The sequence below is a fragment of the Massilia timonae genome (assembly GCF_001866515.1).
GTDB classification, from domain to species: domain Bacteria; phylum Pseudomonadota; class Gammaproteobacteria; order Burkholderiales; family Burkholderiaceae_D; genus Telluria; species Telluria timonae.
This window is the reverse complement of the sequence record NZ_JRYB01000001.1, coordinates 600,162-622,060: the sequence shown is the minus strand read 5'-3', so window position 1 is coordinate 622,060 and position 21,899 is coordinate 600,162. Positions and strand designations below refer to the sequence as shown.

24 protein-coding genes are annotated in these 21,899 nt (G+C 64.9%); 18 read left to right on the top strand and 6 right to left on the bottom strand.

Going from position 1 to position 21,899, the window contains the following annotated elements:
* The first annotated feature begins 10 nt into the window (after positions 1–10).
* The 4 genes from ctaD to LO55_RS02710 all read left to right on the top strand — a co-directional run bounded on the left by ctaD (position 11) and on the right by LO55_RS02710 (position 3,427).
* Positions 11–1,624: a cytochrome c oxidase subunit I gene (ctaD, locus tag LO55_RS02725; RefSeq protein ID WP_005668117.1), complete on the top strand. Its 1,614-nt coding sequence runs from the start codon at positions 11–13 to the stop codon at positions 1,622–1,624.
* Between the two features lie 118 nt (positions 1,625–1,742).
* Positions 1,743–2,318: a cytochrome c oxidase assembly protein gene (locus LO55_RS02720; protein WP_071360351.1), complete on the top strand. Its 576-nt coding sequence runs from the start codon at positions 1,743–1,745 to the stop codon at positions 2,316–2,318.
* The gene (locus LO55_RS02715) at positions 2,311–2,520 is read left to right on the top strand and encodes a DUF2970 domain-containing protein (protein WP_071360350.1); all 210 of its coding nucleotides are present in this window, start codon (positions 2,311–2,313) and stop codon (positions 2,518–2,520) included. The genes LO55_RS02720 and LO55_RS02715 overlap by 8 nt, the downstream gene beginning before the upstream one ends.
* A gap of 34 nt (positions 2,521–2,554) precedes the next feature.
* The gene (locus LO55_RS02710) at positions 2,555–3,427 is read left to right on the top strand and encodes a cytochrome c oxidase subunit 3 (RefSeq protein ID WP_005668122.1); all 873 of its coding nucleotides are present in this window, start codon (positions 2,555–2,557) and stop codon (positions 3,425–3,427) included.
* Between the two features lie 42 nt (positions 3,428–3,469).
* On the opposite strand, the gene LO55_RS02705 is transcribed toward LO55_RS02710, so the two are convergent.
* Complete coding sequence (locus LO55_RS02705; RefSeq protein WP_071360349.1) at positions 3,470–3,670, bottom strand: twin transmembrane helix small protein; 201 nt, start codon at positions 3,668–3,670, stop codon at positions 3,470–3,472.
* Between the two features lie 33 nt (positions 3,671–3,703).
* On the opposite strand from LO55_RS02705, the gene LO55_RS02700 reads away from it, so the two are divergent.
* The 6 genes from LO55_RS02700 to LO55_RS02675 are packed head-to-tail and all read left to right on the top strand — an operon-like array spanning position 3,704 to position 8,841.
* Complete coding sequence (locus LO55_RS02700) at positions 3,704–4,447, top strand: SURF1 family protein (protein ID WP_071360348.1); 744 nt, start codon at positions 3,704–3,706, stop codon at positions 4,445–4,447.
* Positions 4,425–5,042, top strand: coding sequence for a redox-active disulfide-containing membrane protein (locus LO55_RS02695; RefSeq protein ID WP_071360347.1), 618 nt, complete (start codon positions 4,425–4,427; stop codon positions 5,040–5,042). Before LO55_RS02700 ends, LO55_RS02695 begins: the two co-directional genes overlap by 23 nt.
* 42 nt (positions 5,043–5,084) lie before the next feature.
* Positions 5,085–6,251 (top strand): COX15/CtaA family protein, encoded by a 1,167-nt coding sequence (locus tag LO55_RS02690; RefSeq protein WP_071360346.1) that lies wholly within the window; start codon positions 5,085–5,087, stop codon positions 6,249–6,251.
* Positions 6,252–7,145, top strand: a complete 894-nt coding sequence (cyoE, locus tag LO55_RS02685) for a heme o synthase (RefSeq protein WP_071360345.1) — start codon at positions 6,252–6,254, stop codon at positions 7,143–7,145.
* 1 nt (position 7,146) lies between these two features.
* Positions 7,147–7,734 carry an SCO family protein gene (locus tag LO55_RS02680; RefSeq protein ID WP_071360344.1) on the top strand — a complete coding sequence of 196 codons (588 nt, stop codon included), beginning with the start codon at positions 7,147–7,149 and terminating at the stop codon, positions 7,732–7,734.
* A 30-nt stretch (positions 7,735–7,764) separates the two neighbouring features.
* Positions 7,765–8,841: an AI-2E family transporter gene (locus LO55_RS02675; protein WP_071360343.1), complete on the top strand. Its 1,077-nt coding sequence runs from the start codon at positions 7,765–7,767 to the stop codon at positions 8,839–8,841.
* On the opposite strand, the gene LO55_RS02670 is transcribed toward LO55_RS02675, so the two are convergent.
* The 5 genes from LO55_RS02670 to nhaR all read right to left on the bottom strand — a co-directional run bounded on the left by LO55_RS02670 (position 8,838) and on the right by nhaR (position 14,018).
* Positions 8,838–9,197 carry a hypothetical protein gene (locus tag LO55_RS02670; RefSeq protein ID WP_143054439.1) on the bottom strand — a complete coding sequence of 120 codons (360 nt, stop codon included), beginning with the start codon at positions 9,195–9,197 and terminating at the stop codon, positions 8,838–8,840. The two genes, LO55_RS02675 and LO55_RS02670, sit on opposite strands and share 4 nt — an antisense overlap.
* A 26-nt stretch (positions 9,198–9,223) precedes the next feature.
* Positions 9,224–10,780, bottom strand: a complete 1,557-nt coding sequence (locus LO55_RS02665) for a hybrid sensor histidine kinase/response regulator (protein ID WP_071360341.1) — start codon at positions 10,778–10,780, stop codon at positions 9,224–9,226.
* 6 nt (positions 10,781–10,786) lie between these two features.
* On the bottom strand, positions 10,787–11,590 hold the full coding sequence (locus LO55_RS02660; protein WP_005668136.1) for an alpha/beta fold hydrolase: 804 nt from the start codon (positions 11,588–11,590) through the stop codon (positions 10,787–10,789).
* A 108-nt stretch (positions 11,591–11,698) separates the two neighbouring features.
* A complete protein-coding gene (locus LO55_RS02655; protein ID WP_071360340.1) occupies positions 11,699–13,051 on the bottom strand; it encodes a hemolysin family protein in 1,353 nt (450 codons plus the stop codon).
* A gap of 58 nt (positions 13,052–13,109) precedes the next feature.
* Complete coding sequence (gene nhaR / locus LO55_RS02650) at positions 13,110–14,018, bottom strand: transcriptional activator NhaR (protein WP_005668138.1); 909 nt, start codon at positions 14,016–14,018, stop codon at positions 13,110–13,112.
* 119 nt (positions 14,019–14,137) lie between these two features.
* Here nhaR and LO55_RS02645 point away from each other — a divergent pair, with 119 nt between their 5' ends.
* The 8 genes from LO55_RS02645 (at position 14,138) to LO55_RS02610 (ending at position 21,889) form a co-directional block, all read left to right on the top strand.
* A complete protein-coding gene (locus LO55_RS02645; RefSeq protein WP_071360339.1) occupies positions 14,138–15,187 on the top strand; it encodes a DUF475 domain-containing protein in 1,050 nt (349 codons plus the stop codon).
* A gap of 87 nt (positions 15,188–15,274) precedes the next feature.
* Positions 15,275–15,850, top strand: a complete 576-nt coding sequence (locus tag LO55_RS02640) for a TerD family protein (protein ID WP_071360338.1) — start codon at positions 15,275–15,277, stop codon at positions 15,848–15,850.
* Positions 15,851–15,896: 46 nt separating this feature from the next.
* Entirely contained in the window at positions 15,897–16,592 is a 696-nt protein-coding gene (locus LO55_RS02635; protein WP_005668141.1) for a TIGR00266 family protein, read from the top strand.
* 11 nt (positions 16,593–16,603) lie between these two features.
* The gene (locus tag LO55_RS02630; protein WP_071360337.1) at positions 16,604–17,188 is read left to right on the top strand and encodes a TerD family protein; all 585 of its coding nucleotides are present in this window, start codon (positions 16,604–16,606) and stop codon (positions 17,186–17,188) included.
* Positions 17,189–17,348: 160 nt separating this feature from the next.
* Entirely contained in the window at positions 17,349–17,747 is a 399-nt protein-coding gene (locus LO55_RS02625) for a GntR family transcriptional regulator (protein WP_071360336.1), read from the top strand.
* Positions 17,744–18,493: an ABC transporter ATP-binding protein gene (locus LO55_RS02620; RefSeq protein WP_071360335.1), complete on the top strand. Its 750-nt coding sequence runs from the start codon at positions 17,744–17,746 to the stop codon at positions 18,491–18,493. The genes LO55_RS02625 and LO55_RS02620 overlap by 4 nt, the downstream gene beginning before the upstream one ends.
* Positions 18,490–19,926: a hypothetical protein gene (locus tag LO55_RS02615; RefSeq protein WP_071360334.1), complete on the top strand. Its 1,437-nt coding sequence runs from the start codon at positions 18,490–18,492 to the stop codon at positions 19,924–19,926. The genes LO55_RS02620 and LO55_RS02615 overlap by 4 nt, the downstream gene beginning before the upstream one ends.
* Positions 19,927–20,272: 346 nt before the next feature.
* Positions 20,273–21,889 (top strand): methyl-accepting chemotaxis protein, encoded by a 1,617-nt coding sequence (locus tag LO55_RS02610; RefSeq protein ID WP_071360333.1) that lies wholly within the window; start codon positions 20,273–20,275, stop codon positions 21,887–21,889.
* Positions 21,890–21,899 lie beyond the last annotated feature (10 nt).

Genomic DNA, 21,899 nt, shown 5'->3' with positions numbered 1-21,899 from the left:
GGGTAACGACATGAGCACCACGACGATCGACCACGGCCACGATCACTCACACGGCCACGACCACGCCCACGACGAACACCACGAGCATCCACACGGCTGGCGCCGCTGGCTGTTCGCCACCAACCACAAGGACATCGGCACCCTCTATCTCTGGTTCTCGTTCGTCATGCTGCTCTCGGGCGGCGTGCTGGCGCTGATGATCCGCGCCGAGCTGTTCCAGCCCGGCCTGCAATTCGTGCGTCCCGAATTCTTTAACCAGCTCACCACCATGCACGGCCTGGTGATGGTGTTCGGCGCGATCATGCCGGCCTTCGTCGGCTTCGCCAACTGGATGCTGCCGCTGCAGGTGGGCGCCTCGGACATGGCGTTCGCGCGCATGAACAACTTCTCGTTCTGGCTGCTGCCGCCGGCCGCGCTGCTGCTGGCCGGTTCCTTCCTGGTGCCGGGCGGGGCGACTGCGGCGGGTTGGACTTTATATGCGCCGCTGTCGACCCAGATGGGCATCGGCATGGACATGGCGATCTTTGCCATGCACATCATGGGCGCCTCGTCGATCATGGGCTCGATTAACATCATCGTCACCATCCTGAACATGCGCGCGCCGGGCATGACCCTCATGAAGATGCCGATGTTCTGCTGGACCTGGCTGATCACCGCCTACCTGCTCATCGCCGTGATGCCGGTGCTGGCCGGGGCCATCACCATGACCCTCACCGACCGCCACTTCGGCACCTCGTTCTTCAACGCCGCCGGCGGCGGCGACCCGGTGATGTACCAGCACATCTTCTGGTTCTTCGGCCACCCCGAGGTCTACATCATGATCCTGCCGGCCTTCGGCATCGTCTCGCAGATCATCCCGGCCTTCGCCAGGAAGCCCCTGTTCGGCTATGCCTCGATGGTGTACGCCACCGCCTCGATCGCCATCCTGTCGTTCGTGGTCTGGGCCCACCACATGTTCACCACCGGCATGCCGGTGACCTCGCAACTGTTCTTCATGTACGCCACCATGCTGATCGCGGTGCCGACCGGCGTGAAGGTGTTCAACTGGGTCGCCACCATGTGGAAGGGCTCGATGACCTTCGAGACCCCGATGCTGTTCGCGGTCGGCTTCATCTTCGTGTTCACCATGGGCGGCTTCACCGGCCTGATCCTGGCCGTGACCCCGATCGACATCCAGGTGCACGACACCTATTACGTGGTGGCCCACTTCCACTACGTGCTGGTGGCCGGCTCGCTGTTCGCACTGTTCGCCGGCTTCTATTACTGGGCGCCGAAATGGACCGGCCATATGTATCCCGAAGGCCGCGGCAAGATCCACTTCTGGCTCTCGCTCATCACCTTCAACATCACTTTCTTCCCGATGCACTTCCTGGGGCTGGCCGGCATGCCGCGCCGCTACGCCGACTACGCGGTGCAGTTCACCGACTTCAACATGATCGTGTCGATCGGCGCCTTCGGCTTCGGTTTCAGCCAGGTGTACTTCCTGTTCGCGGTGGTGCTGCCGACCATCCGCGGCGGCGCCAAGGCGCCGGCCAAGCCGTGGGAAGGCGCGGAAGGCCTGGAGTGGACCGTGCCGAGCCCGGCGCCGTTCCACACCTTCGAACACCCGCCGCTGGTGAAATGATGAGCCCGCGTAAACCGAACAATCTGCGCACCGCCCTGTGGGTGGGCGGCCTGGCGCTGTTCTTCTTCGCCAGCGTGTTCGTCAAGTTCACGCTACTGAGCTGATCCGGGAGGCGCGCATGAACAGCAAGCTCCTGCGCCTGAACCGCACCACGCTCGGCAAGCTGGTGGTGGTGGCGATCGCGATGTTCGGCTTCGGCTATGCGCTGGTGCCGGTGTATCGCCAGATCTGCGAGGTGCTCGGCATTAACGTGCTGACCCAGAAGGGCGAGTTCGTGGCGGCGCCGACCAATACCCAGGTCGATACGTCGCGCACCATCACGATCGAACTGGACGGCAATTCGCAGGGGCCGTGGCGCTTCCGCCCGACCACGCGCAGCATCGACGTGCACCCGGGCGAGCTGGCCACCGTCATGTACGAGGTGGTCAACACCCAGGGCAGGGCGGTCAAGGCCCAGGCGATCCCGAGCTATGCGCCGCAGTCGGCCACGCCGCACTTCATGAAGGTCGATTGCTTCTGCTTCCAGGAGCAGACGCTCGCCGCGAACGAGGCGCGCCAGATGCCGGTGGTGTTCTTCATCGATCCCAAGCTGCCGCGCGAAGTGAAGAACATCACGCTGTCGTACACCTTCTTCGAGATCGGCGGCGCGTTCAAGGCGGCGGCGGCGCCGGCGGCATCGGCGAAGAATGGATAAGCCACACCAGCGCAAGGCGAATTTTCTCGCCACCATGAAGGCCGTGTTCTGGTCCTTCTTCGGCGTACGCAAGCGCAAGGATTACGAGAGCGATGCCGCCAACCTGAACCCGATCCACGTGATCGTCGCCGGCTTGATCGGGGTCGCGATCTTCATCGGACTGATCATGCTGGCGGTGCGGTTCGCAGTGTCGGCGACATAGACGCAACAACAATAGCATCACAGAGGAGATAAACATGAGTTCGTCACCAGTGAGTTCCCCAGGCGCCGCGCCTTACTATTATGTCCCCGGCCCGTCGCGCTGGCCGCTGCTGGCCGGCCTGTCGATGCTGGTGACGATGGCCGGCGCGTCCGGCTGGGTCAACAGCATGTCATGGGCGCCGCCCGTGTGCCTGGCCGGCATCGTCGCCATGCTGGTGGTGCTGTACTTCTGGTTCGGCGACGCGATCCGCGAATCCGAATCGGGCCTGTACGGCAAGCGCATCGACCTGTCCTACCGCTGGTCGATGAGCTGGTTCATTTTTTCGGAGGTGATGTTCTTCGGCGCCTTCTTCGGCGCGCTGTTCTATGCGCGCGCGATCAGCATGCCCTGGCTGGCCGACCTCGACCACCAGATCCTGTGGCCCGACTTCTCTGCGCAGTGGGGCAACACCGGCCCGGCGCACATCGTCGACGGCTTCCGCACCATGGGACCATTCCCGATCCCGACCATCAACACCGCGCTGCTGCTGACCTCGGGCGTGACGCTGACCATCGCCCACCATGCGCTGCGCGCCGGGCATCGCGGCAAGACCGCGTTCTGGCTGGCCGCCACCATCCTGCTGGGAGCGGTCTTCATGGGCTTCCAGGTCTACGAATACATGCACGCCTACCGGGACCTGAACCTGAAGCTGACCTCGGGCATCTACGGCTCGACCTTCTTCATGCTGACCGGCTTCCACGGCTTCCACGTGACGATGGGAGCGATCATGCTGGCGGTGATCCTGTACCGCGTCATGAAAGGGCACTTTACGGCGGATAACCACTTCGGTTTCGAAGGCGCCGCGTGGTACTGGCACTTCGTCGACGTGGTGTGGCTGGGGCTGTACGTTGTTGTATATTGGTTGTGACGCAAGCGTAGGTTGAACGCGTGGGCGGGGAACCCGCCCACCTTACCGCAAGCCGGTCGGCGCGATCCACCCCAGCTGGTGCGCCGCCAGCAGGCACAGGAACAACACGATCGACAGGCCGACCCGCAGCGCCAGCGCATTGACGGTGCGGCTGCTGCGTCCCTTGTCGCGCATCAGGAAGAACAGGGCCGAGCCAAGGCTGGCCAGGATCAGGACGAAGGCGATGGCGACGAAGATTTTCATGGTGGACCCGCGAAAGGTTGAGGCTTCATTGTAATGCGGTTCGGCTTCCGTTTTCGCCCCGTCGCCTTCGCCGCGGCCCTGCTCGTGGCCATCATCGGCATCCTGCTCGGCAACTGGCAACAGGGCCGGGCCGCCTATAAGACCGGGCTGCAGGCGCGCCAGCTGGCGCGCGCCGCCGAGCCGCCGCTCGAACTCACGCCTTCCACCAGGATCGGTCCGGACGACGAATTCCGGACCGTGCGCCTGCAGGGCGAATTCGTCGCCGGCTGGCCGGTCTTCCTCGCCAATCGCCCGATGACGACCCGGTCCGGAGCGCAGTCCGGGTTCTATCTCGCAATGCCGTTTAAAATAGCGGGTTCGGACACGCACGTGCTGGTGCTGCGTGGCTGGCTGCCGCGACCCGCCGGGGCCGAATACGGCAAGCTGCCCGCGTTCGCCACGCCCGCCGGCCCGCTCCTGCTCAAGGGCAGGATCGTCGCGAGCGCCGGCAAGGTGATGGAATTGGGCGAGGAGCCGCCGCTGGCGCCCGGCGCCCTGGTCCAGAACCTGACGCCCGAGGCGCTCGCCGCGGCCAGTGGTCTGAAGCTGCAGCCCTTCCTGGTGCAGCAGACCCAGGCCGCCGGCCGGCGCGATGCGCTCGGCCGCGACTGGCCCGTGCCTTCCGCAGGCATCGACAAACACCGCGGCTACGCCTTCCAGTGGTATGCACTGGCGGCGCTGGCCCTGATTTTTTATGTAATGACGGGATTTCGACGTGGCTCAAGAACAAATCGCTGACCCCAAGGCCCCTGAGGCTGCGCGCCGCCGTGGGCGCATGAAACTGCTGTTCGTGCTGCTGATCTGCGCGCTGCCGATCATCGTGTCCTACATCACGTTCTATATCGTCAAGCCGGATGGCCGCACCAACTATGGCACCATCCTCGACGCGCGCTCCTTGCCGATTCCCGAGATGGCCACCACCACGCTCGACGGCAAGCCGCGCACCCTTGCCGACCTGAAGGGCAAGTGGGTCATGCTGCGCGTCGGCGGCGGCGCCTGCGACGACGAGTGCCAGCGCCAGCTGTACGCGATGCGCCAGTGGCGCACCATGCAGGGCAAGAACATGGACCGCATGGAGCGCGTCTGGCTGATCACCGACAACGAGCCGCTCGATACCGTCCTGATGCGCGAGTACGACGGCATGGAACTGCTGCGCGCGCCTGCCGCGACGGTGGCGCAATGGCTGCCGGTCGCACCGGGCCAGAAGATGGGCGACCACATCTACCTGATCGACCCGCTCGGCAACCTCATGATGCGCTTCCCCTACCAGCCGGAGCCGGGCCGCGTCTACAAGGACATCGTCAAGCTGCTCAAGGCCTCGTCCATCGGTTGAGCCTTCCAGCTTGCGCTTCACAGTCATAGTTAAAAGAAACACATGGATCTGTCTTCACTGCTTCACCTGCTCCTGATGGGCGCGCTCGTCGCCAGCCTGCCGCTGGCGATCGTCTGGATGTCGGCCGACGCCAATAAATACCGCAAGCTGGTCTGGGTGATGGTGTTTCTTACCTTCGACCTGATCGTGTTCGGCGGCTTTACCCGCCTGACCGATTCGGGCCTCGGTTGCCCGGACTGGCCGGGCTGCTATGGCGAAGCCAATCCCTTCCTGGCCCATGAACACATCGCCGCCGCCGAGGCGGCGATGCCGACCGGCCCGGTGACCGTCGCCAAGGCGTGGATCGAGATGATCCACCGCTACCTGGCGATGGGCATCGGCGCGCTGATCCTGGCGCTGCTGTTCACCTCGGTCAAGCAGTGGCGCCGCACCCACAACGAAGTCTTCAAGCCGGCCATGCCGCTGGCGTTGCTGGCGTCGGTGCTGGTGCAGGGCGCCTTCGGCGCCTGGACCGTCACCCTCAAGCTGCAACCGGTGATCGTCACCATCCACCTGTTGCTGGGCATGATGCTGCTGGCCATGCTGGTGTGGATGGGCTGCCGCGAAGACTATCTGCTCAAACCGCCACCGCTGGCGCGGGGGCTCGATCTCGTGCGCCGCCTGCGCGGCCTGCGGCGCCTGTCGCTGATGGCGGCGGTCGTGCTGGTCACGCAGATCGCGCTCGGCGGGTGGGTGAGCACCAACTACGCCACCATGGCTTGCGACACCTTCCCGCTGTGCCAGGGCGCGCTGGTGCCGGAACTCGACTTCGAGCATGGTTTCCACCTGTGGCGCGAGCTGGGCATGACCAAGGAAGGCCATTACCTGCCGTTCTCGGCCCTGGTGGCGATCCACTGGGTGCACCGGGCGTTCGCGCTGGCGGTGGTGCTGGTGCTGGGCCTGGCGGCCTGGCGCGCCTGGCATCTGCCTGAGGTAGGCACGACCGCGCGCCGGCTGTTGCTGGTGATGGTGGTGCAGCTGTTGACCGGCATCGCCACCGTGTATTTCGACTTCCCGCTGGCGATCGCCGTCATGCATAACGCCGGGGCCGCCCTGCTTGTCATTCTGGTGACCATGTTAAACTACCGGGTGAAGTTCCAACTCGACGCGGCCCGCGCCACCCCGGCGCCCGAACTTTCCAATGCCTTGTCGCGCCAGCAAGCGCCCTAAATGACGACCCAGACCGCCATCCACAAGCCTCCGAGCCGGTTCTCGCAATACTGGACCCTGACCAAGCCGCGCGTGACGCAGCTGGCGGTGTTCTGCGCCGTGATCGGGATGTTCCTCGCCACCGACGGCTTCCCCGGCTGGCAAACGCTGGTCGCCGGCACGGTCGGCATCTGGCTGCTGGCCGCCGCCGCCTTCGCGGTGAACTGCCTGGTCGAGGCCGAGGTCGACGCGCGCATGGCGCGCACCGCGCGCCGCGCCACGGCATCGGGCGAGTTGAGCCAGTCGCAGACGATCACTTTTTCGGTCGTGCTGGGCGGCCTGGGCATGTATATCCTGTACACCCTGGTCAATCCGCTGACCATGTGGCTGACCTTCGTCACCTTCGTCGGCTATGCCTTCATCTATACCTTGCTGCTCAAGCCGAACACGTCGCAGAACATCGTGATCGGCGGCCTGTCGGGCGCCATGCCGCCGGCGCTGGGCTGGGCCGCGGTGGCCAATGAGGTGCCGATGGAAGCCTGGCTGCTGGTCCTGATCATCTTCATGTGGACCCCGCCGCATTTCTGGGTGCTGGCCATGTACCGGCGCGAAGATTACGCCCGTTCGGGCCTGCCGATGCTGCCGATCACCCACGGCATGAAGTTCACCGGCCTGCAGGTGTGGCTGTACACGATCGGCCTGGCCGCGACCACCTTGCTGCCGTTCGCGGTGGGCATGAGCGGCCTGATCTACCTGGCGGCGGCGGTGCCCCTCAACGCCATCTTCCTGCGCCACGCGTGGCGGGTGCACCGCAACTACAGCGATATGGCGGCGCGCAAGACCTTCACCTGGTCGATCGTCTACCTGTCGTTGCTGTTCGCGGCCTTGTTGGTCGACCATTACTTCAAGTTCTGACATGAAAAAGATCCTGGGCGTACTTGGATTCGCGGCTGTAGCACTGCTGGCTGGTTGCGACAAGCTGGCCGACAAGCCGCCGGCCTTCCACAACACCGACGTCACCGGCGTCGACTACGCCAAGGGTTTCGCCCTCACCGACCATACCGGCAAGCCGCGCACCCTCGAAGACTTCAAGGGCAAGGTGGTGGTGGTCTTCTTCGGCTACACCCAGTGCCCCGACGTCTGCCCGACCACGATGGCCGAGATGGCCACCGTGATGAAGGAACTGGGCCCGTCGAGCGACGACGTGCAGGTGCTGTTCATCACCGTCGACCCCGAGCGCGATACGCAGGAACTGCTGTCGCACTACGTCCCGGCCTTCGACAAGCGCTTCATCGGCCTGTATGGCGACGCCGCCGCGACCGCCAAGGTTGCCAAGGAGTTCAAGGTGTTCTACGCCAAGGTGCCGGGCGCCGATCCCGGCAGCTACACCGTGGACCACACGGCCGGCAGCTTCGTGTTCGACAAGCAGGGCCGCCTGCGCCTGTTCGTGCGCCACGGCCAGGGCCCGGCGCTCATCGCCCACGACCTGCGCCAACTGCTATGATGATGTAAACATCATTCATCACAGGACGGCATGGAAGCGCGACCCGGAAGAAACTACACCCGCATCGCCATCGTCGTCCTGCTGACGCTGGGCTGTCTCTATGTCTTGCGTCCCTTCCTGCCGGCCATCCTGTTCGCCGCCGCGGTCGCCATCTCCACCTGGCCCCTGTACCTGCGCCTGCTGCGCGAACTGCGCGGCCAGCGCACGATCGCGGCGCTGACGATGACGCTCACCCTGACCCTGTTGTTCATCATCCCGCTGTCGATGGTGGCCTACAACCTGGGCGACGACGTCGCGCGTGGCTTCAACGAATTGCGCGTCCTGGTCGAGCACCGCGAACTGGCGCCGCCGGCCTGGATCCGCGACATTCCCCTGCTCGGCGAAACGATCGACACCTACCTGCATGACCTGATCGCCAGCCGCGAGCAGATGCTGGCGCTGGCCCAGCGCATGATCGAGCCGGCCCGTATCTGGCTGGTCAAGGGCGGCATCATGCTCGGGACCGGCGTAGTGCAGATGAGCCTGGCGGCCTTCGTCAGCTTCTTCCTGTACCGCGACGGCAATGCGCTCCTGGCGGTGATCGCGGTGACGATGCGCAAGGTGATGGGCGAGGGCGCCGAATCGATCCAGCACACGGTCAGCCAGACCGTGCGCGGCGTGATGTACGGCCTGCTCGGCACGGCGCTGGCCCAGGCGCTGGTGGCGGCGGTCGGCTTCGCGATCACCGGGGTGCCGGCGGTGCCGCTGCTGTCGGTGCTGGTGTTCCTGACGTCGCTGATTCCGCTCGGCCCGCCGCTGGTGTGGGGTGGAGCGACCCTGTGGCTGTTCGCCCATGGCGAGACGGGCTGGGCGATCTTCATGGCGATCTGGGGCACGGTCTTGATCAGCGGCGTCGACAACGTCGTGCGGCCGATGCTGATCAGCCGCGGCAGCAGCCTGCCGTTCCTCCTGACCCTGCTCGGGGTGCTGGGCGGCGTGATCGCCTTCGGCTTCGTCGGCATGTTCATCGGGCCGGTGCTGCTGGCGGTCGGTTATTCCCTGATGAGCGAATGGACCGGGACCGAGGATCCGATCGTCAAGCACGATGAGGACATCGCTCCAGGCTAGCAGCTGCCCAGCTTCCAGACCAGCTTGTCCCTGCCTTTTTCCAGCAACAGCACCTCGACGCCGTTCTTCACCGAGCGCGTGATCGTCACCGAACGCCCAAAGTAGCCATACTCGGTCTTGAGCGCGTCCTTGCTCTCGCTCTGCCTGACCTCGGCGCGGTCGATCTGCAGCCGCAGGTTCTGCAGGATCTGGGCGTCCGGCCAGCGCGCCGACAGGGCGACGTGGCGGGTGCGGTCGTCGCCGTTGGCTTCGGGATAGCGCCGCTCGCAGGCGGCGACGACGCCCGCATGCATCAGCGAAGCCAGGCACAACAGGCCTGCAGCCAGCCCGGGAAGCATGGAAAACCGGATGGTCATGGATCGTGCTCGAAGTTCACAAGCGCTCATCGTAACAGCAGGCGCAGCTGCTCGAAATCGATCGGCTTGGTCAAATGGTGATCGAAGCCCGCGTCCAGCGCCAGCGTGCGGTCCTTGTCCTGGCCCCAGCCGGTGGCGGCAACGAGCGTGATGTCCAGGCCGGACGGCAGGGCGCGCAGGCGCCGCGCGAGTTCGTAACCGTTGTAGTCGGGCAGCCCGATGTCGAGCAGGGCGACGTCGGGCGCGAATTCGGCCGCGACGTCCAGCGCGGCCGCCGCGGTGTGCGCCATGCGCGTCTCGCAGCCGAACAGTTCCAGCGCCAGCGCCATGGTCTCGGCGGTATCGAAGTTGTCGTCCACCACCAGCACCCGCCTGGGCGGGACCGGCGCGGCCGGTTCCGCGACGGCTTCCGGCGCGGCGCAGCCGGCGACCAGCGGCAGGCGCAGCGTGAATTCGCTGCCCAGGCCGGGCCCGGCGCTCTCGACCAGGATCGCGCCGCCATGCAGGTCGACAATGCCGCGCGCCAGCGCCAGCCCGATGCCGAGCCCGCCCCTGGCCCGGTCGAGGGCCGGTTCGAGCTGGGCGAACATATTGAATACCGCGCCCAGCGCGTCCGGCGGAATGCCGATGCCGTTGTCGCGCACGCGCAGTTCGGCGTGGCCGTCCGCGCAGGTGAGTTCGACGTCGATCAGGCCGCCGTCCGGCGTGTACTTGGCGGCATTGGCCAGCAGGTTGATGACCACTTGCGCCAGGCGCGTGGCGTCGCCGTCGACCACCAGCGGCGTGTCGCCAACGGACAGGCGCAGCGTATGGCGCGCCGCCGCCATGGCCGGGGCCATGTCCTGGGCCGCGCCGCGAACCAGCGGCGCCAGGTCGACCGCCGTGCGCCGCAGCCGCATCCGGTTCTGGGTGATGCGCGAGACGTCCATCAGGTCGTCCACCAGCCGCGTCAGGTGGCGCAGTTGGCGGTCGAAGGCCTGCAGCAGGCGCTCGTCGGCGCCGCTGCCGTACTTGAGCTTGAAGACGTCGACCGCGCTGCGCATCGGCGCCAGCGGATTGCGCAGCTCGTGCGACAGGGTGGCCAGGAATTCGTCCTTGCGGCGGTCGGCCGCCGTCAGTTGCAGGTTGAGCGCCTGCAGCTGCAGGTCGGCCGCGCGCTGGGCCTCGAGCGCTTCCTCGGCCACCTTGCGCGCGCCGAGCAGGGCATGTTCGTAGGCGTGGCGTCCGCTCGACCTGAACACGGCCCAGTGGTCGAGCCAGGCGCCGTCGGCGCCGGGATGGCGCACGATGTTGAGCAGCACCGGCAGGTGCCGGCCGTCCAGGGTGAGCAGGTCGACCTGGACTTCGTTCACCGCGCCTTCGCGCTGCAGCAGCGGCACGCAGCGGGTGTGGTGGAACAGGCGGGCGCCGACCGACAGCAGGTCGCAGAAACGCAGCTTGCCGGTCAGGGCATCGGATGGCGCGCCGAGCCAGGCGTGGATGGTGGCGTTGGCGCGCACGATCATGCCGTCGGCATCGGTCGCCAGCAGCCCGCACGCCGCCTGCTCGTAAAACGCATCGACGGCGGGCAGGGCGGCGTTCATCGAAGGTCAGCGCAGCGTCTGCGCCAGGAAAACGTCGATCGCGCGCGAACTGGCGGTCGGCGCGCTCATGTGCGGGCAGTGGCCGACGTTGTCGATCACGGCCAGGCTGCTGCTGGGCAGGTGCCGGTGCAGCCACTCGCCGACCGTGCGCGGCGCGATCAGGTCGTCGCTGCACTGCAGGACCAGGGCCGGCACGGTCGACTTCGGCACATCCGGCCGGTGGTCGGACAGGAAGGTGACGCAGGCGAAGTGGCGCGCGATCTCGGGATCGTTGCGGCAGAAGCTGTCGGTCAGTTCCTGGCGCAGCTCGGGCCGGTTCGGCGCGCCCATGATGGCCGGGGCCAGGCTCCGCGACCAGCCCAGGTAGTTCGCTTCCATGGTGTCGAGCAGCTCGCCGATGTCTTCGCGGCTGAAGCCGCCGACATAGTCGCCGTCGTTGATGTAGCAGGGGGAGGGGCCGATCATGGCCTGGGCGGCGAAGCGCCCGGGCGCCGCGATGGTGGCCAGCATCCCGATCATGGCGCTGACCGAGTGGCCGACCACCACGACCGGTCCGGTGGCGAACTCTTCCACGACCTCGAGCAGGTCGTCGGCATGGCCGTGCAGCGACGCGTACCGGGCGCGGTCGTAGGCCGCCAAGTCGGAGCCGCCGGAGCCCGTCAGGTCATAGGTGATGACGCGGAACCGGTCCTGGTAGCAGGGCGCGAGGAAGCGCCACATGGTCTGGTCGCAGCCGAAACCGTGGGCAAACACCATCGTGGCCGCTCCCTGGCCGGTCACGTGGACGTTGTTGCGAGTCTTGACGGACATTTAATGCCTTCTAATATTTTCACGCAGCCATGCACTGAAAATAACATTTTTTGTCTGCAAAGTCAGCAAAGGCAGCATGCAATCAGGGTGCAAAGGGGCGTAAACATTTCAATCGCGCTCGTCGTTTTCATTTAAGCGGGTCAATTGCGGTATGACTTTGACCAGCAAAATGCGTGGCCCGTTCATTTTCTTGACCACGACGTCGAAATGCGGGAACGCGATGCGCTGGCCCTGCTTCGGGATGTCGCCCAGCTTTTCCATCAGCAGGCCGCCGACCGATTCCACGTCTTCCAGCCCCATCTGCTCGTTGTCGATGTCGATCCCGAGCAGGCGTTCGAGCGAGAAGATCGGCAGGCTGGCCTTGCCGATATAGGTGCCGTCGGTCTGCTTGAGCCAGTCGTTTTCGTTCATCCGGAACTCGTCGCGGATCTCGCCCACCATCGCTCCCAGCAGGTTGTCCAGGGTGACGAAGCCGACCGGACGCTTGCCCTTTTCGCCGATCAGGGCGAAGTGCGGCGCGCCGCCGCGGAAGCGCCGGAAGATGTCCTGGGCCGGGGTGCGCGCCGAGATCGACTCGACCGGGCGCAGGAACTGCGTCAGGTCGGTGACCGGGCGGCCCGCCTGCAGCGCGAAATACAGGTCCTTCAGGTGGATGATGCCCAGCACTTCCTCGCCTTCCTCGTCGAAATACGGGTAGCGCGAAAAGCGGTTGCGGCGCACGGTTTCCAGGTTTTCTTCCAGCGAGCGGCTGGCGTACAGGGCGCTGACCTCGTTGATCGGCCGCATCAGCTCGGATACCTGCAGCGTGCTGAAGTCGAGCGACTGGGCCAGGATGTTGCGGTCGTCCTGGGTGATCTGCTCGCCCGGCGTGGTGGTGTTGGTATTGGTGCGCAGGATGAGCTTGAGCTCGTCGAGCGAGTAGTGGGTGTCGTGACCGCCGGCGCCGGCCAGGCCGGCCATGCGCAGCACGGCGTTGGCGCTGGCATTGAGCACGGCGATCGCCGGGTACATCGCCCAGTAGAAGCCGTACAGCGGCATCGCGCACCACAGGGCCACCGATTCCGGCAGCCGGATCGCGAGCGACTTGGGGGCCAGTTCGCCGACCACGATGTGCAGGAACGAGATCACCGAGAAGGCCACCACGAAGGACACGCCGTGGATCAGTTCCTCGGAGGTGACGCCGAGGAAGGCGAACACCGGCTCGAGCAGGCTGGCGAAGGCCGGTTCGCCGACCCAGCCCAGGCCCAGCGAGGCCAGGGTGATGCCGAGCTGGCAGGCCGACAGGTAGGCGTCGAGCTGGCCGTGGACCTTGGCCAGGATGCGTCCGCGCAGGCCGGTGGTCTTGGCGATCGCGCGCACGCGGGTCTTGCGCAGCGTGACGATACTGAACTCGGCCGCCACGAAGAAGCCGTTCAGCGCCACCAGGAAGAAGGCGAGAACGACAAATAAAATGTTTTCCATACTGGTTTTGTATTAACAAAAGGCAAAGCCAGGGGTCATTGTACAACCTGACTTGTCTTTATTCCCTGTCAAGCGCTTCCTTGTGCACGGCGGCCAGGATGGCCTCGACCGCCGGATGCTTGATCTTGCGTTCGTTCGAGATCGCATAGAAGTGCTCGCGCACCTCGGGCACCCGCCCCACCAGCTCGGCCCCGAGCTGGACCTTGATGTCGGCCACCGGCGCCGCCGGGGTGAAGAACAGGCCGAGTCCGCGCCGCCCGAAGGTATTGAGCAGGGCGTTGTCCTCGAACTCGCCGACCACGTCGGGCCGGATCGCATGGCGCTCGAACCAGTCGTCGATCTTGCCGCGCAGGGCATTGTTGCGGGTCGGGAGCAGGATCGGGGCGCCGTGCAGCGAGGCCGGGAAATCCTTGCGGTAGTTCTTGGCCAGGGCCGGGGCGCCGACCACATACATCTCGTTCTCGGACAGCAGGTGGCTGAACACGCGCAGCGTGGTCCCGGTCGGCACCGCGCGGTCGGTCAGCACCACGTCCAGCTTGTGCAGGGCCAGGTCGCCCAGCAGGGCTTCGTACTCGTCTTCATGGCACACCAGGCGCACCGGAATGGCGAGCTGGGTCGTCACCTCGAGCATGCGGTAGGCGGTGAACTTGGGCAGCGAATCCGAAATGCCCACCGCGAGCCGGATGCGGGCGCTGTCCGAGGCGTCCAGCGCTTCCTGCATCTGTTCTCCCAGAAGAAAGATCTGGTCGGCATAGGACAGCGCCAGGCGACCGGCCTCGGTCAGGTTCAGGCGCCGGCCTTGCTGATTGAACAGTGCTTTGCCAAACGCCTGTTCAAGCAAGGTAAGCTGTGTGCTGACAGTCTGGATCGCCAGGCCAAGGCGCTCGGCGGCGCGCGTGATGCTGCCTTCCTTGGCAACCACCCAGAAGTAATAAAGGTGACGGAAATTGGGTGGCGCGTGGTTCATGGCTTCTGTTTTTCGGAAGTAATATTTCGATTATCTTCGCTTTTTCAATAAGCGCCAAGCTTTTACAATATAGCTCGCCGACACTGTTGGCGTATAACTTTTATAAGAGGGAAAAACTTATGAAGTACTTTACCTGGTCATTCATCGTGACCGCAGTCTGTCTCGCGCTCTCCGCATGGTGGGGCTTCGAGCATGGCGGCATGAGCGCCGCGTTCACCGCGCTGGGCGTGGCGGCCATCCTGGCGGTGATGGAAGTCTCGCTGTCCTTCGACAACGCCGTGGTCAACGCCTCGGTGCTCAAGGGCTGGGACGAGTTCTGGATCAAGCTGTTCCTGGGCGTCGGCATCATCATCGCCGTGTTCGGCATGCGGCTGGTGTTCCCGCTGGTGATCGTGGCCGTGGCCGCGGACCTGGGCGCCGTTGAAGTGTGGAACCTGGCGCTGACCGATCCGAAGGCGTTCTCGACCCACCTGACCAACCACCACGCCGAAGTGGCGGCCTTCGGCGGCATGTTCCTGCTGCTGGTGTTCCTGAACTTCATGCTGGACGACGAGAAGGAAACCCACTGGCTGGGCAACTTCGAAGCCAAGATCGGCGCGCTGGGCAAGGTGTCCTCGATCGCCGTCATGATCGCGATCGCCGCGCTGCTGTTCAGCATGACCTATGTTGAAGAAGCGCAGAAGATGGTCGTCCTGATCGCAGGTATGTGGGGCATCCTGGTCTATGTCGGTGTCGACATGCTCAGCAGCATGCTGGAAAAGAGCGAGTCCGAAGCCGGCGCCGTCGGCGACGCGGTCAAGAAGGGCGGTATCGGCGGCTTCCTGTACCTCGAAGTGCTGGATGCCTCGTTCTCGTTCGACGGCGTGATCGGCGCCTTCGCGATCACCAGCGACGTCGTGATCATCATGCTGGGCCTGGCGATCGGCGCGATGTTCGTGCGTTCGATGACCGTGTTCCTGGTGCGCAAGGGCACGCTGGACGAATACGTCTACCTGGAGCATGGTGCGCACTACGCGATCGGCATCCTGGCCGTGATCATGCTGGCGAGCATGAAGTGGCATGTGCCAGAGCTGATCACCGGCGGCGTCGGCGTGGCCTTCATCCTGGCTTCGCTGTGGAGTTCGCTGCAGTACAAGAAAAAGCACGCCGCAGTGGAAGGCGGCGCGTAACGACGCAATACAGAATCCGCGGCGAGCGGCTGAACACCAGCTCGCTGCGTTTGCAACCCGGTGTTCACTAACTAGGAGAGTCTCATCATGGCAATCAGTCTGCAAAAAGGCGGCAACGTCAACCTGTCGAAAGAAGCTCCGGGCCTGACTTCGCTGAAAGTCGCCCTCGGCTGGGACATTCGCGCAACCGATGGCGCAGCTTTCGACCTCGACGGCGCCGTGTTCCTGCTCAATTCGTCGGGCAAGGTACGTTCGGACAGCGACTTCATCTTCTACAACAACCTGAAGTCGGCCGACGGTTCGATCGTCCACTCGGGCGACAACACCACCGGCGCCGGCGAAGGCGACGACGAGTTCGTCACCATCGACCTGACCAAGGTGCCGGCCGACGTCGACAAGGTCGTGCTGGGCGTGACCATCCACGACGCCGAAGCACGCCGCCAGAACTTCGGCATGGTCGGCAAGGCCTTCATCCGCTGCGTCAACAACACCACCAACCAGGAAGTCGCGCGCTACGACCTGTCGGAAGACAGCTCGACCGAAGCGGCGATGATCTTCGGCGAGGTGTACCGCAACGGCGCCGACTGGAAATTCCGCGCGATCGGCCAGGGCTTCAACGGCGGCCTGGGCCCACTGGCCCGCAACTACGGCGTGAACGTTTAAGGTAATGTAGGGGCGGTCCATGGACCGCCTTATGAAAGGAAGCCAAATGCCAGTATTTACCGTGACCGGGGACGTCGATCCCTTCCTGCATGTGTCGATGAAGCAGGGCGAGACCATCTATTGCGAATCCGACGCGATGGTGATGATGGAATCGACCCTCGATCTCAAGGGCAAGATGAAGGGCGGCCTCGGTAGCGCGCTGATGCGCACCTTCGCCAACGGCGAGTCGTTCTTCCAGCAGCACATCGAAGCGACCCGCGGCGAAGGCGACTGCCTGCTGTCGCCGACCCTGCCGGGCGCGATGCAGATCGTCGACGTCGGCCCGAACAACTACATCATCAGCGACGGCGCTTTTGTTGCGGCCACGTCCGGCGTCGACCTGCGGGTGCGCACGCAAAGCCTGGGCAACGCCCTGTTCGCGCAGAGCGGCGGCTTCTTCGTCACCGAGACGGGCGGCCAGGGCCAGGTGGTGGTGTCGGGCTTCGGTTCCATGTCGGTCCTGGAGGTCGAGCCGGGCAAGGACGCGATCATCGACAACTCGCACGTGGTGTGCTGGGACAGCACCTTGCGCTACGAGATCTCGATCACGACCGGCACCAGCGGCGGCTTCCTGGGCAACCTGATCAACAGCCAGACCAGCGGCGAGGGCATGGTCCTGCGCTTCTCCGGTCGTGGCAAGGTATATGTGTGTTCGCGCAACCGCACCGCATTCAAGGCCTGGATGCAGGCGCCCGCAAAATAAGGAGGAATAACATGTCAGTCAATCTGCAAAAGGGACAGAAGATCTCCCTGGACAAGGAAGCCGGTGGCGGCCTCGCCCGCGTGACCATGGGTCTGGGCTGGGACGCGATCAAGTCCAAGGGCTTCTTCGGTTTCGGCGGCGGCAAGTCGGAGGCTGTCGACCTCGACGCCTCGGTGGTGTTGTTCGACGAATCGAACAATGCGATCGATACGGTCTGGTTCCGCCAGCTCAAGAGCCGCGACGGCAGCATCTCGCACTCGGGCGACAACCGCACCGGCGCCGGCGATGGCGACGACGAGCAGATCAATGTCGACCTGAACGCCGTGCCGGCGAACGTCAAGGCGCTGGTGTTCACGGTGAACAGCTTCACCGGCCAGAACTTCTCGACCGTGGAGAACGCCTACTGCCGCCTGATCAACGCCGCCAACCAGCAAGAGGTGGCGCGCTTCAACCTGTCGGTGACCGGTTCGCACTCGGCCCAGATCATGGCCAAGCTGTACCGCCACAACGGCGAGTGGAAGATGCATGCGATCGGCGAGAACGGCAATGGCCGTACCTTCGACGATCTGATGCCGCAGATTACGGTGCATCTGTAATCCGCTGCGCGGAATGAAGACCGGAGCCAAGGCTCCGGTTTTTTTTCGTCCCTGTTTTTGCGGGTTGCAGCGCTTACCCATGGCGCATGAAATTCCGTTCGAGGTTGACAAGGCAGCCATCGGGGTCTAGTGTATCAATGAACTAATACACCAATACGCGATGACCAGCCACACTCCCCAACTGTTCTCGATCGTCCCTGGTTCGACCGAGCCGATCTACCGGCAACTGGTCGATCAGGTGCGCCGCATGGCGGCAGGAGGCCAGCTGGCGCCGGGCGACGCGCTGCCCTCAGTGCGGGAGACCGCGTTGCAGCTTGCGGTCAACCCGATGACCGTGTCGAAAGCCTACGGCTTGCTCGAGCTGGAGGGCGTGCTCGAGCGTCGGCGTGGAGTCGGCATGGTGGTCGCGGATCGCCTGCGCCGCGTCAGCGACGCCGGCGAGCGCCTGGCGCTGCTGCGCCCGACCCTGGAGCGCGCCGCGCGTGAGGCGCGCGAGCTCGAGCTCGATCCCGACGCCATCCTTACCCTGTTTACCCAAATCCTGAAGGAATCAGCATGACAGCATCCCCGATCCTGATGCGCGGCGTCGCCAAGCGCTTCGGCAGCAAGCCCGTCCTCGATGGCCTCGACTGGGAAGTCGGGCAGGGCCAGGTGATCGGCCTGCTGGGACGCAACGGCGCCGGCAAGTCGACCCTGATGGAATGCCTGCTGGGCCTGCGCGAGATCGACGGTGGCAGTGTCCGGCTGTTCGGTGAGCCGCTTGACGCGCTGTCGGACGCGACCCGCGCTCGCATCGGCTATGTGCCGCAGAAATCCGATCTGTTCGAATGGATGACGCCGCTGCAGATGCTGGCCTATTTCAAAGCCTTGTATCCGCGCTGGAACGATGCCAGGGTGGCAGGCTTGCTGGATCGCTGGGGCATCGATATCGCGCTGCGCAACAAGCCGATCCGGCGCCTCTCGGGCGGCGAGCAGCAACGCCTGTCGATCATCCGCGCACTGGCCCACGAACCCGAGCTGCTGGTGCTGGACGAGCCGGTGTCCGCCCTCGATCCTGCCGGGCGGCGTGACTTCCTGGCCGAGCTGATCGACGGCGTGATCGAGCGCGGCACCACGGTGGTGTTCTCGACCCACATCCTCACCGACCTGGAGCGGGTGGCGCTGGACGTCGCCTTCCTCAAGGACGGCCGCATCGTGCTCGAAGGCGACCTCGACGACCTGCTCGACGGCGCTGCCAACCACGTGGCGGCCGATGCGCGTACGCCGCGCAGCCTGGAAGACCTGTTCATCGAGGTGACCCGATGATCGGGCGTACCGGCTATCCGGGCCACCCTGGTCGTCTTGGCCAATACGGGCTGCTGTGGCATGCGGCGATCGAACAGGCTCATCCAGCCGCCCATACGATCCTGCTGTTGTCGATGGGAGTGATGACGTTGCTCGCCATGATCATGGGCGCGCTCGGCTTCGGCATGTCCGGCGTCATCGCCTCGGTATTGTGCACGCCGGCCATCATCATGCTGTTTGTGTGGACCATGTGCTTCGTGCCGGGGGCGACCGGCTTGAACACTCCGGCCAGCGCACAACTGGCGCCCGGCATGCGCGCGCGCCTGTTCGAGCTGACGGTGCTGCTATGGGGTGGCGCAATGGCAGTGCTGACGGCGGGCCTGCTCGTGCTGCAGGACGGACCGGCGCCGATGCTGCTGCTGGCCATGGCGATGACGCTGGGCGTGGCGGCCGGCATGGGCGGCGTGCAAGGCGGCTGGATCATGGTCCTGCCGTTGCTGGGCGCATCGCTGGCCGGCAAGCTGGCGCCGCCGTGGCTGCTCGATGCGCTGCGCACTCCGGCGGCAACCGCGGTGGTGGTGGCGACCATGATCCCATGCGGGCTGCTGGTCGCGCATGCGCTGCTGCCGCGGGCGGGCGATCGCCATTGGGACATGCTCGCGCACCGCGCGCGAGCGCTCGGCAAGGGCAGTAACAGCTTTCATTCCGGCGGCCTGGCCGGATACGCGTGGCATGGGCTGACGCTGGGACGCGACCTTGCGCGCCGGGAGCCACGTGCGCTGCTGATGCGCGCGCTTGGCCCGGACATCGTGGCTGCCACGGTGGCGAGCGCGACGATTGCGGGACTGACGTTCGCTGCCCTGACCTATTTTGGCCGCTCGGTCACGACTGCCGACGTGACGGAGGTGCTCGCACCATCCAGCTCCGCCATGACCGCGCTGATCCTCCTGTCTTTCCTGTTCCAGGCCGGTTCGGTGCCGTCCCTGGTTGCGCGCAGCAAGAACGAGCAAGCCTTGCTGCGCCTGGCGCCGGCGATGCCTGCCGAAGCGCAGCGCTTCAACCGCATGCTGGCGCATGGACTGTTACGCCAGGGACTGACGATCTGGATTTTCGTCAGCGCCACCGCCGTCCTGATGGCGCTGGTTGCCGGCGCGCGTGGCAATGCGCTGGCGGCGTCTGCCTGCATGTGCTGCATGACCTCGCCGGCCATTGCACTGGCATTGCGCGACCATGCCCGCGCGCCGGCCTGGAGCGCCGTTTTTTACTGGCTGTTCGCGGTCGGCCTGAGCCTCATCGGCCCGCTGGCGGGAGCCATCCTGTTCATGGTGTTCGATCTGCCGTTCTGGGCATCGGCGACCATCGTTTCGATCGTCGCGGCCGGCTTGCTGGTGCACCGGCGCCTGCGCCTGGTGGAAGGCGCGCCGTTCGCTTTTCCGGCAGGACGGCTGGACTGACTGGGTGGTACCCGGTATTACCGTCTTTTTTCGAGTAATGCCGGATTTTCGTTACTGCTGGTCACCGTCCTGATGGCCCGCACCTGGCGTTCCATGCTCCCGGCTTCATTTGATTATCCGGTGGGAAGGCTGGATTGACGCGGTAAAGTAGCATTGTGCGATGTGATCTGTTCATTAACCGAGTTGTCCAAAAGGATCGATCGGTCGTTCTCTTTGTTGCTGCGCAACAACCAGAATCCTGTAATATTGATACTAAACTTCGGTTTTTGCTGAAAAAAAGTCGTGCTGAAGATAAGGTTTCGCTGACGTACTTACTTACGAAAAAACCTTCATCTTCAGGGCAACCATGCTTTTTAAATTGACACTGCGCCTCCGGCTGATCGCCACGATGGCCATGCTTGGCTTCCTCATCATCGCCGTCGGCCTGCTCGGCATCTACGGCATGCGTGAAGACCATGCCGCGCTGGAAGAGGTGTACGCAAACCAGCTGGCGTCCAGCATCGCGATCAATAATTCCAAGAACTTCCTGAACCGCGCCCGCTTTGGCCTGGACCGCGCCGTGTTCCATCCGGACGCGGCCGACGTCGGCAAGACCCTGAGCCGCGCCAAGGGCTTCATCGACGATTCGAACAAGGAATGGCAGCGTTACCTCGCCCTCCCGCGCGACGGCGAGGAAGCGACGTTGGCCAAGAACCTGGAGGTCGAGCGCACCCGCTACATCAACGACGGCATGCTGGCGCTGGCCAGCGCCGTCGAGCAGATGAACGTCGAGCGCATCGAAGCGCTGTCGATGACGGAAATGACGGCCCTGTACGGCGCCTTCGACAAAGCCTCGGTTGCGCTGGACGATTACCAGCTGAGTACCGCCAAGCGGGGTTATGACGAGAGCGGCCGCCTGTTCGACATGCTGATGTGGATCTCCGGCGCCAGCGTGGCGCTCGGCGTGCTGCTGGCGGCGGTGTCGTCGTGGCTGCTGCTGCGCGCCATCATGCGTCCGCTCGACCATGCGCTCGGCCACTTCGATGCGATGGCCCATGGCGACCTGTCCACCCGTGTGCAGGTCGACCGCGACGACGAAATGGGCGCTCTGCTCAAGGGCCTGGCCACCATGCAGCAACAGTTGGCCACCACCGTGCGCAGCGTGCGCGACAGCAGCATGTCGATCGCCAGCGCCAGCAGCGAGATCGCGGCCGGCAATATGAACCTCTCAAGCCGTACCGAGGCCCAGGCCAGCGGCCTGGAAGAAACCGCTTCCTCGCTCGAGGAATTGACCACCACCGTGCAGCACAATGCGGACAATGTGCGCCAGGCCAATAACGTGGCGCGCTCGGCGTCCGAAGTCGCGGTGCGCGGCGGCCAGCTGGTGGCGGAAGTGGTGCAGACCATGGGCGCCATCGACGCCTCGTCCAAGCGCATCGTCGACATCATCTCGACCATCGACGGCATCGCCTTCCAGACCAATATCCTGGCGCTGAACGCGGCCGTCGAAGCCGCCCGTGCAGGCGAGCAGGGCCGTGGTTTCGCGGTCGTGGCCGGCGAAGTGCGCAACCTGGCGCAGCGCTCGGCGGCGGCGGCCAAGGAAATCAAGGAACTGATCACCGCCTCGGTCAGCAACGTCGAGGCCGGCACCGCCCTGGTCGACAGTGCCGGCACCACCATGGACGAGATCGTGACCAGCGTGAGCCGCGTCAGCGACATCATGGCCGAGATCCTGGCCGCGGGCGAAGAGCAGAACGCCGGCATCCAGCAGATCAACGAAGCGGTCAGCCACATGGACCAGGCGACCCAGCAGAACGCCGCCCTGGTCGAGGAAGCGGCAGCCGCCACCGGCGCGCTGCAGGACCAGGCGCATGCGCTGCAGCAGATGGTGGGCGTGTTCAAGGTCGATGCGCAGGCGGCGCCTCAGGCGCAGGCGCCGGTGCGAGCGCGTGCCGCTCACGAACGCATGGCCCTGGCCGCGTAAGGACCTGTAT

What these genes read in the sequence shown, in the direction of transcription:
- ctaD (WP_005668117.1), top strand. Translation starts at nt 11, where the DNA reads ATGAGCACCACGACGATCGACCACGGCCACGATCACTCACACGGCCAC.
- LO55_RS02720 (WP_071360351.1), top strand. Translation starts at nt 1,743, where the DNA reads ATGAACAGCAAGCTCCTGCGCCTGAACCGCACCACGCTCGGCAAGCTG.
- LO55_RS02715 (WP_071360350.1), top strand. Translation starts at nt 2,311, where the DNA reads ATGGATAAGCCACACCAGCGCAAGGCGAATTTTCTCGCCACCATGAAG.
- LO55_RS02710 (WP_005668122.1), top strand. Translation starts at nt 2,555, where the DNA reads ATGAGTTCGTCACCAGTGAGTTCCCCAGGCGCCGCGCCTTACTATTAT.
- LO55_RS02705 (WP_071360349.1), bottom strand. Translation starts at nt 3,670, where the DNA reads ATGAAAATCTTCGTCGCCATCGCCTTCGTCCTGATCCTGGCCAGCCTT.
- LO55_RS02700 (WP_071360348.1), top strand. Translation starts at nt 3,704, where the DNA reads ATGCGGTTCGGCTTCCGTTTTCGCCCCGTCGCCTTCGCCGCGGCCCTG.
- LO55_RS02690 (WP_071360346.1), top strand. Translation starts at nt 5,085, where the DNA reads ATGGATCTGTCTTCACTGCTTCACCTGCTCCTGATGGGCGCGCTCGTC.
- cyoE (WP_071360345.1), top strand. Translation starts at nt 6,252, where the DNA reads ATGACGACCCAGACCGCCATCCACAAGCCTCCGAGCCGGTTCTCGCAA.
- LO55_RS02680 (WP_071360344.1), top strand. Translation starts at nt 7,147, where the DNA reads ATGAAAAAGATCCTGGGCGTACTTGGATTCGCGGCTGTAGCACTGCTG.
- LO55_RS02675 (WP_071360343.1), top strand. Translation starts at nt 7,765, where the DNA reads ATGGAAGCGCGACCCGGAAGAAACTACACCCGCATCGCCATCGTCGTC.
- LO55_RS02670 (WP_143054439.1), bottom strand. Translation starts at nt 9,197, where the DNA reads ATGACCATCCGGTTTTCCATGCTTCCCGGGCTGGCTGCAGGCCTGTTG.
- LO55_RS02665 (WP_071360341.1), bottom strand. Translation starts at nt 10,780, where the DNA reads ATGAACGCCGCCCTGCCCGCCGTCGATGCGTTTTACGAGCAGGCGGCG.
- LO55_RS02660 (WP_005668136.1), bottom strand. Translation starts at nt 11,590, where the DNA reads ATGTCCGTCAAGACTCGCAACAACGTCCACGTGACCGGCCAGGGAGCG.
- LO55_RS02655 (WP_071360340.1), bottom strand. Translation starts at nt 13,051, where the DNA reads ATGGAAAACATTTTATTTGTCGTTCTCGCCTTCTTCCTGGTGGCGCTG.
- nhaR (WP_005668138.1), bottom strand. Translation starts at nt 14,018, where the DNA reads ATGAACCACGCGCCACCCAATTTCCGTCACCTTTATTACTTCTGGGTG.
- LO55_RS02645 (WP_071360339.1), top strand. Translation starts at nt 14,138, where the DNA reads ATGAAGTACTTTACCTGGTCATTCATCGTGACCGCAGTCTGTCTCGCG.
- LO55_RS02640 (WP_071360338.1), top strand. Translation starts at nt 15,275, where the DNA reads ATGGCAATCAGTCTGCAAAAAGGCGGCAACGTCAACCTGTCGAAAGAA.
- LO55_RS02635 (WP_005668141.1), top strand. Translation starts at nt 15,897, where the DNA reads ATGCCAGTATTTACCGTGACCGGGGACGTCGATCCCTTCCTGCATGTG.
- LO55_RS02630 (WP_071360337.1), top strand. Translation starts at nt 16,604, where the DNA reads ATGTCAGTCAATCTGCAAAAGGGACAGAAGATCTCCCTGGACAAGGAA.
- LO55_RS02625 (WP_071360336.1), top strand. Translation starts at nt 17,349, where the DNA reads ATGACCAGCCACACTCCCCAACTGTTCTCGATCGTCCCTGGTTCGACC.
- LO55_RS02620 (WP_071360335.1), top strand. Translation starts at nt 17,744, where the DNA reads ATGACAGCATCCCCGATCCTGATGCGCGGCGTCGCCAAGCGCTTCGGC.
- LO55_RS02615 (WP_071360334.1), top strand. Translation starts at nt 18,490, where the DNA reads ATGATCGGGCGTACCGGCTATCCGGGCCACCCTGGTCGTCTTGGCCAA.
- LO55_RS02610 (WP_071360333.1), top strand. Translation starts at nt 20,273, where the DNA reads ATGCTTTTTAAATTGACACTGCGCCTCCGGCTGATCGCCACGATGGCC.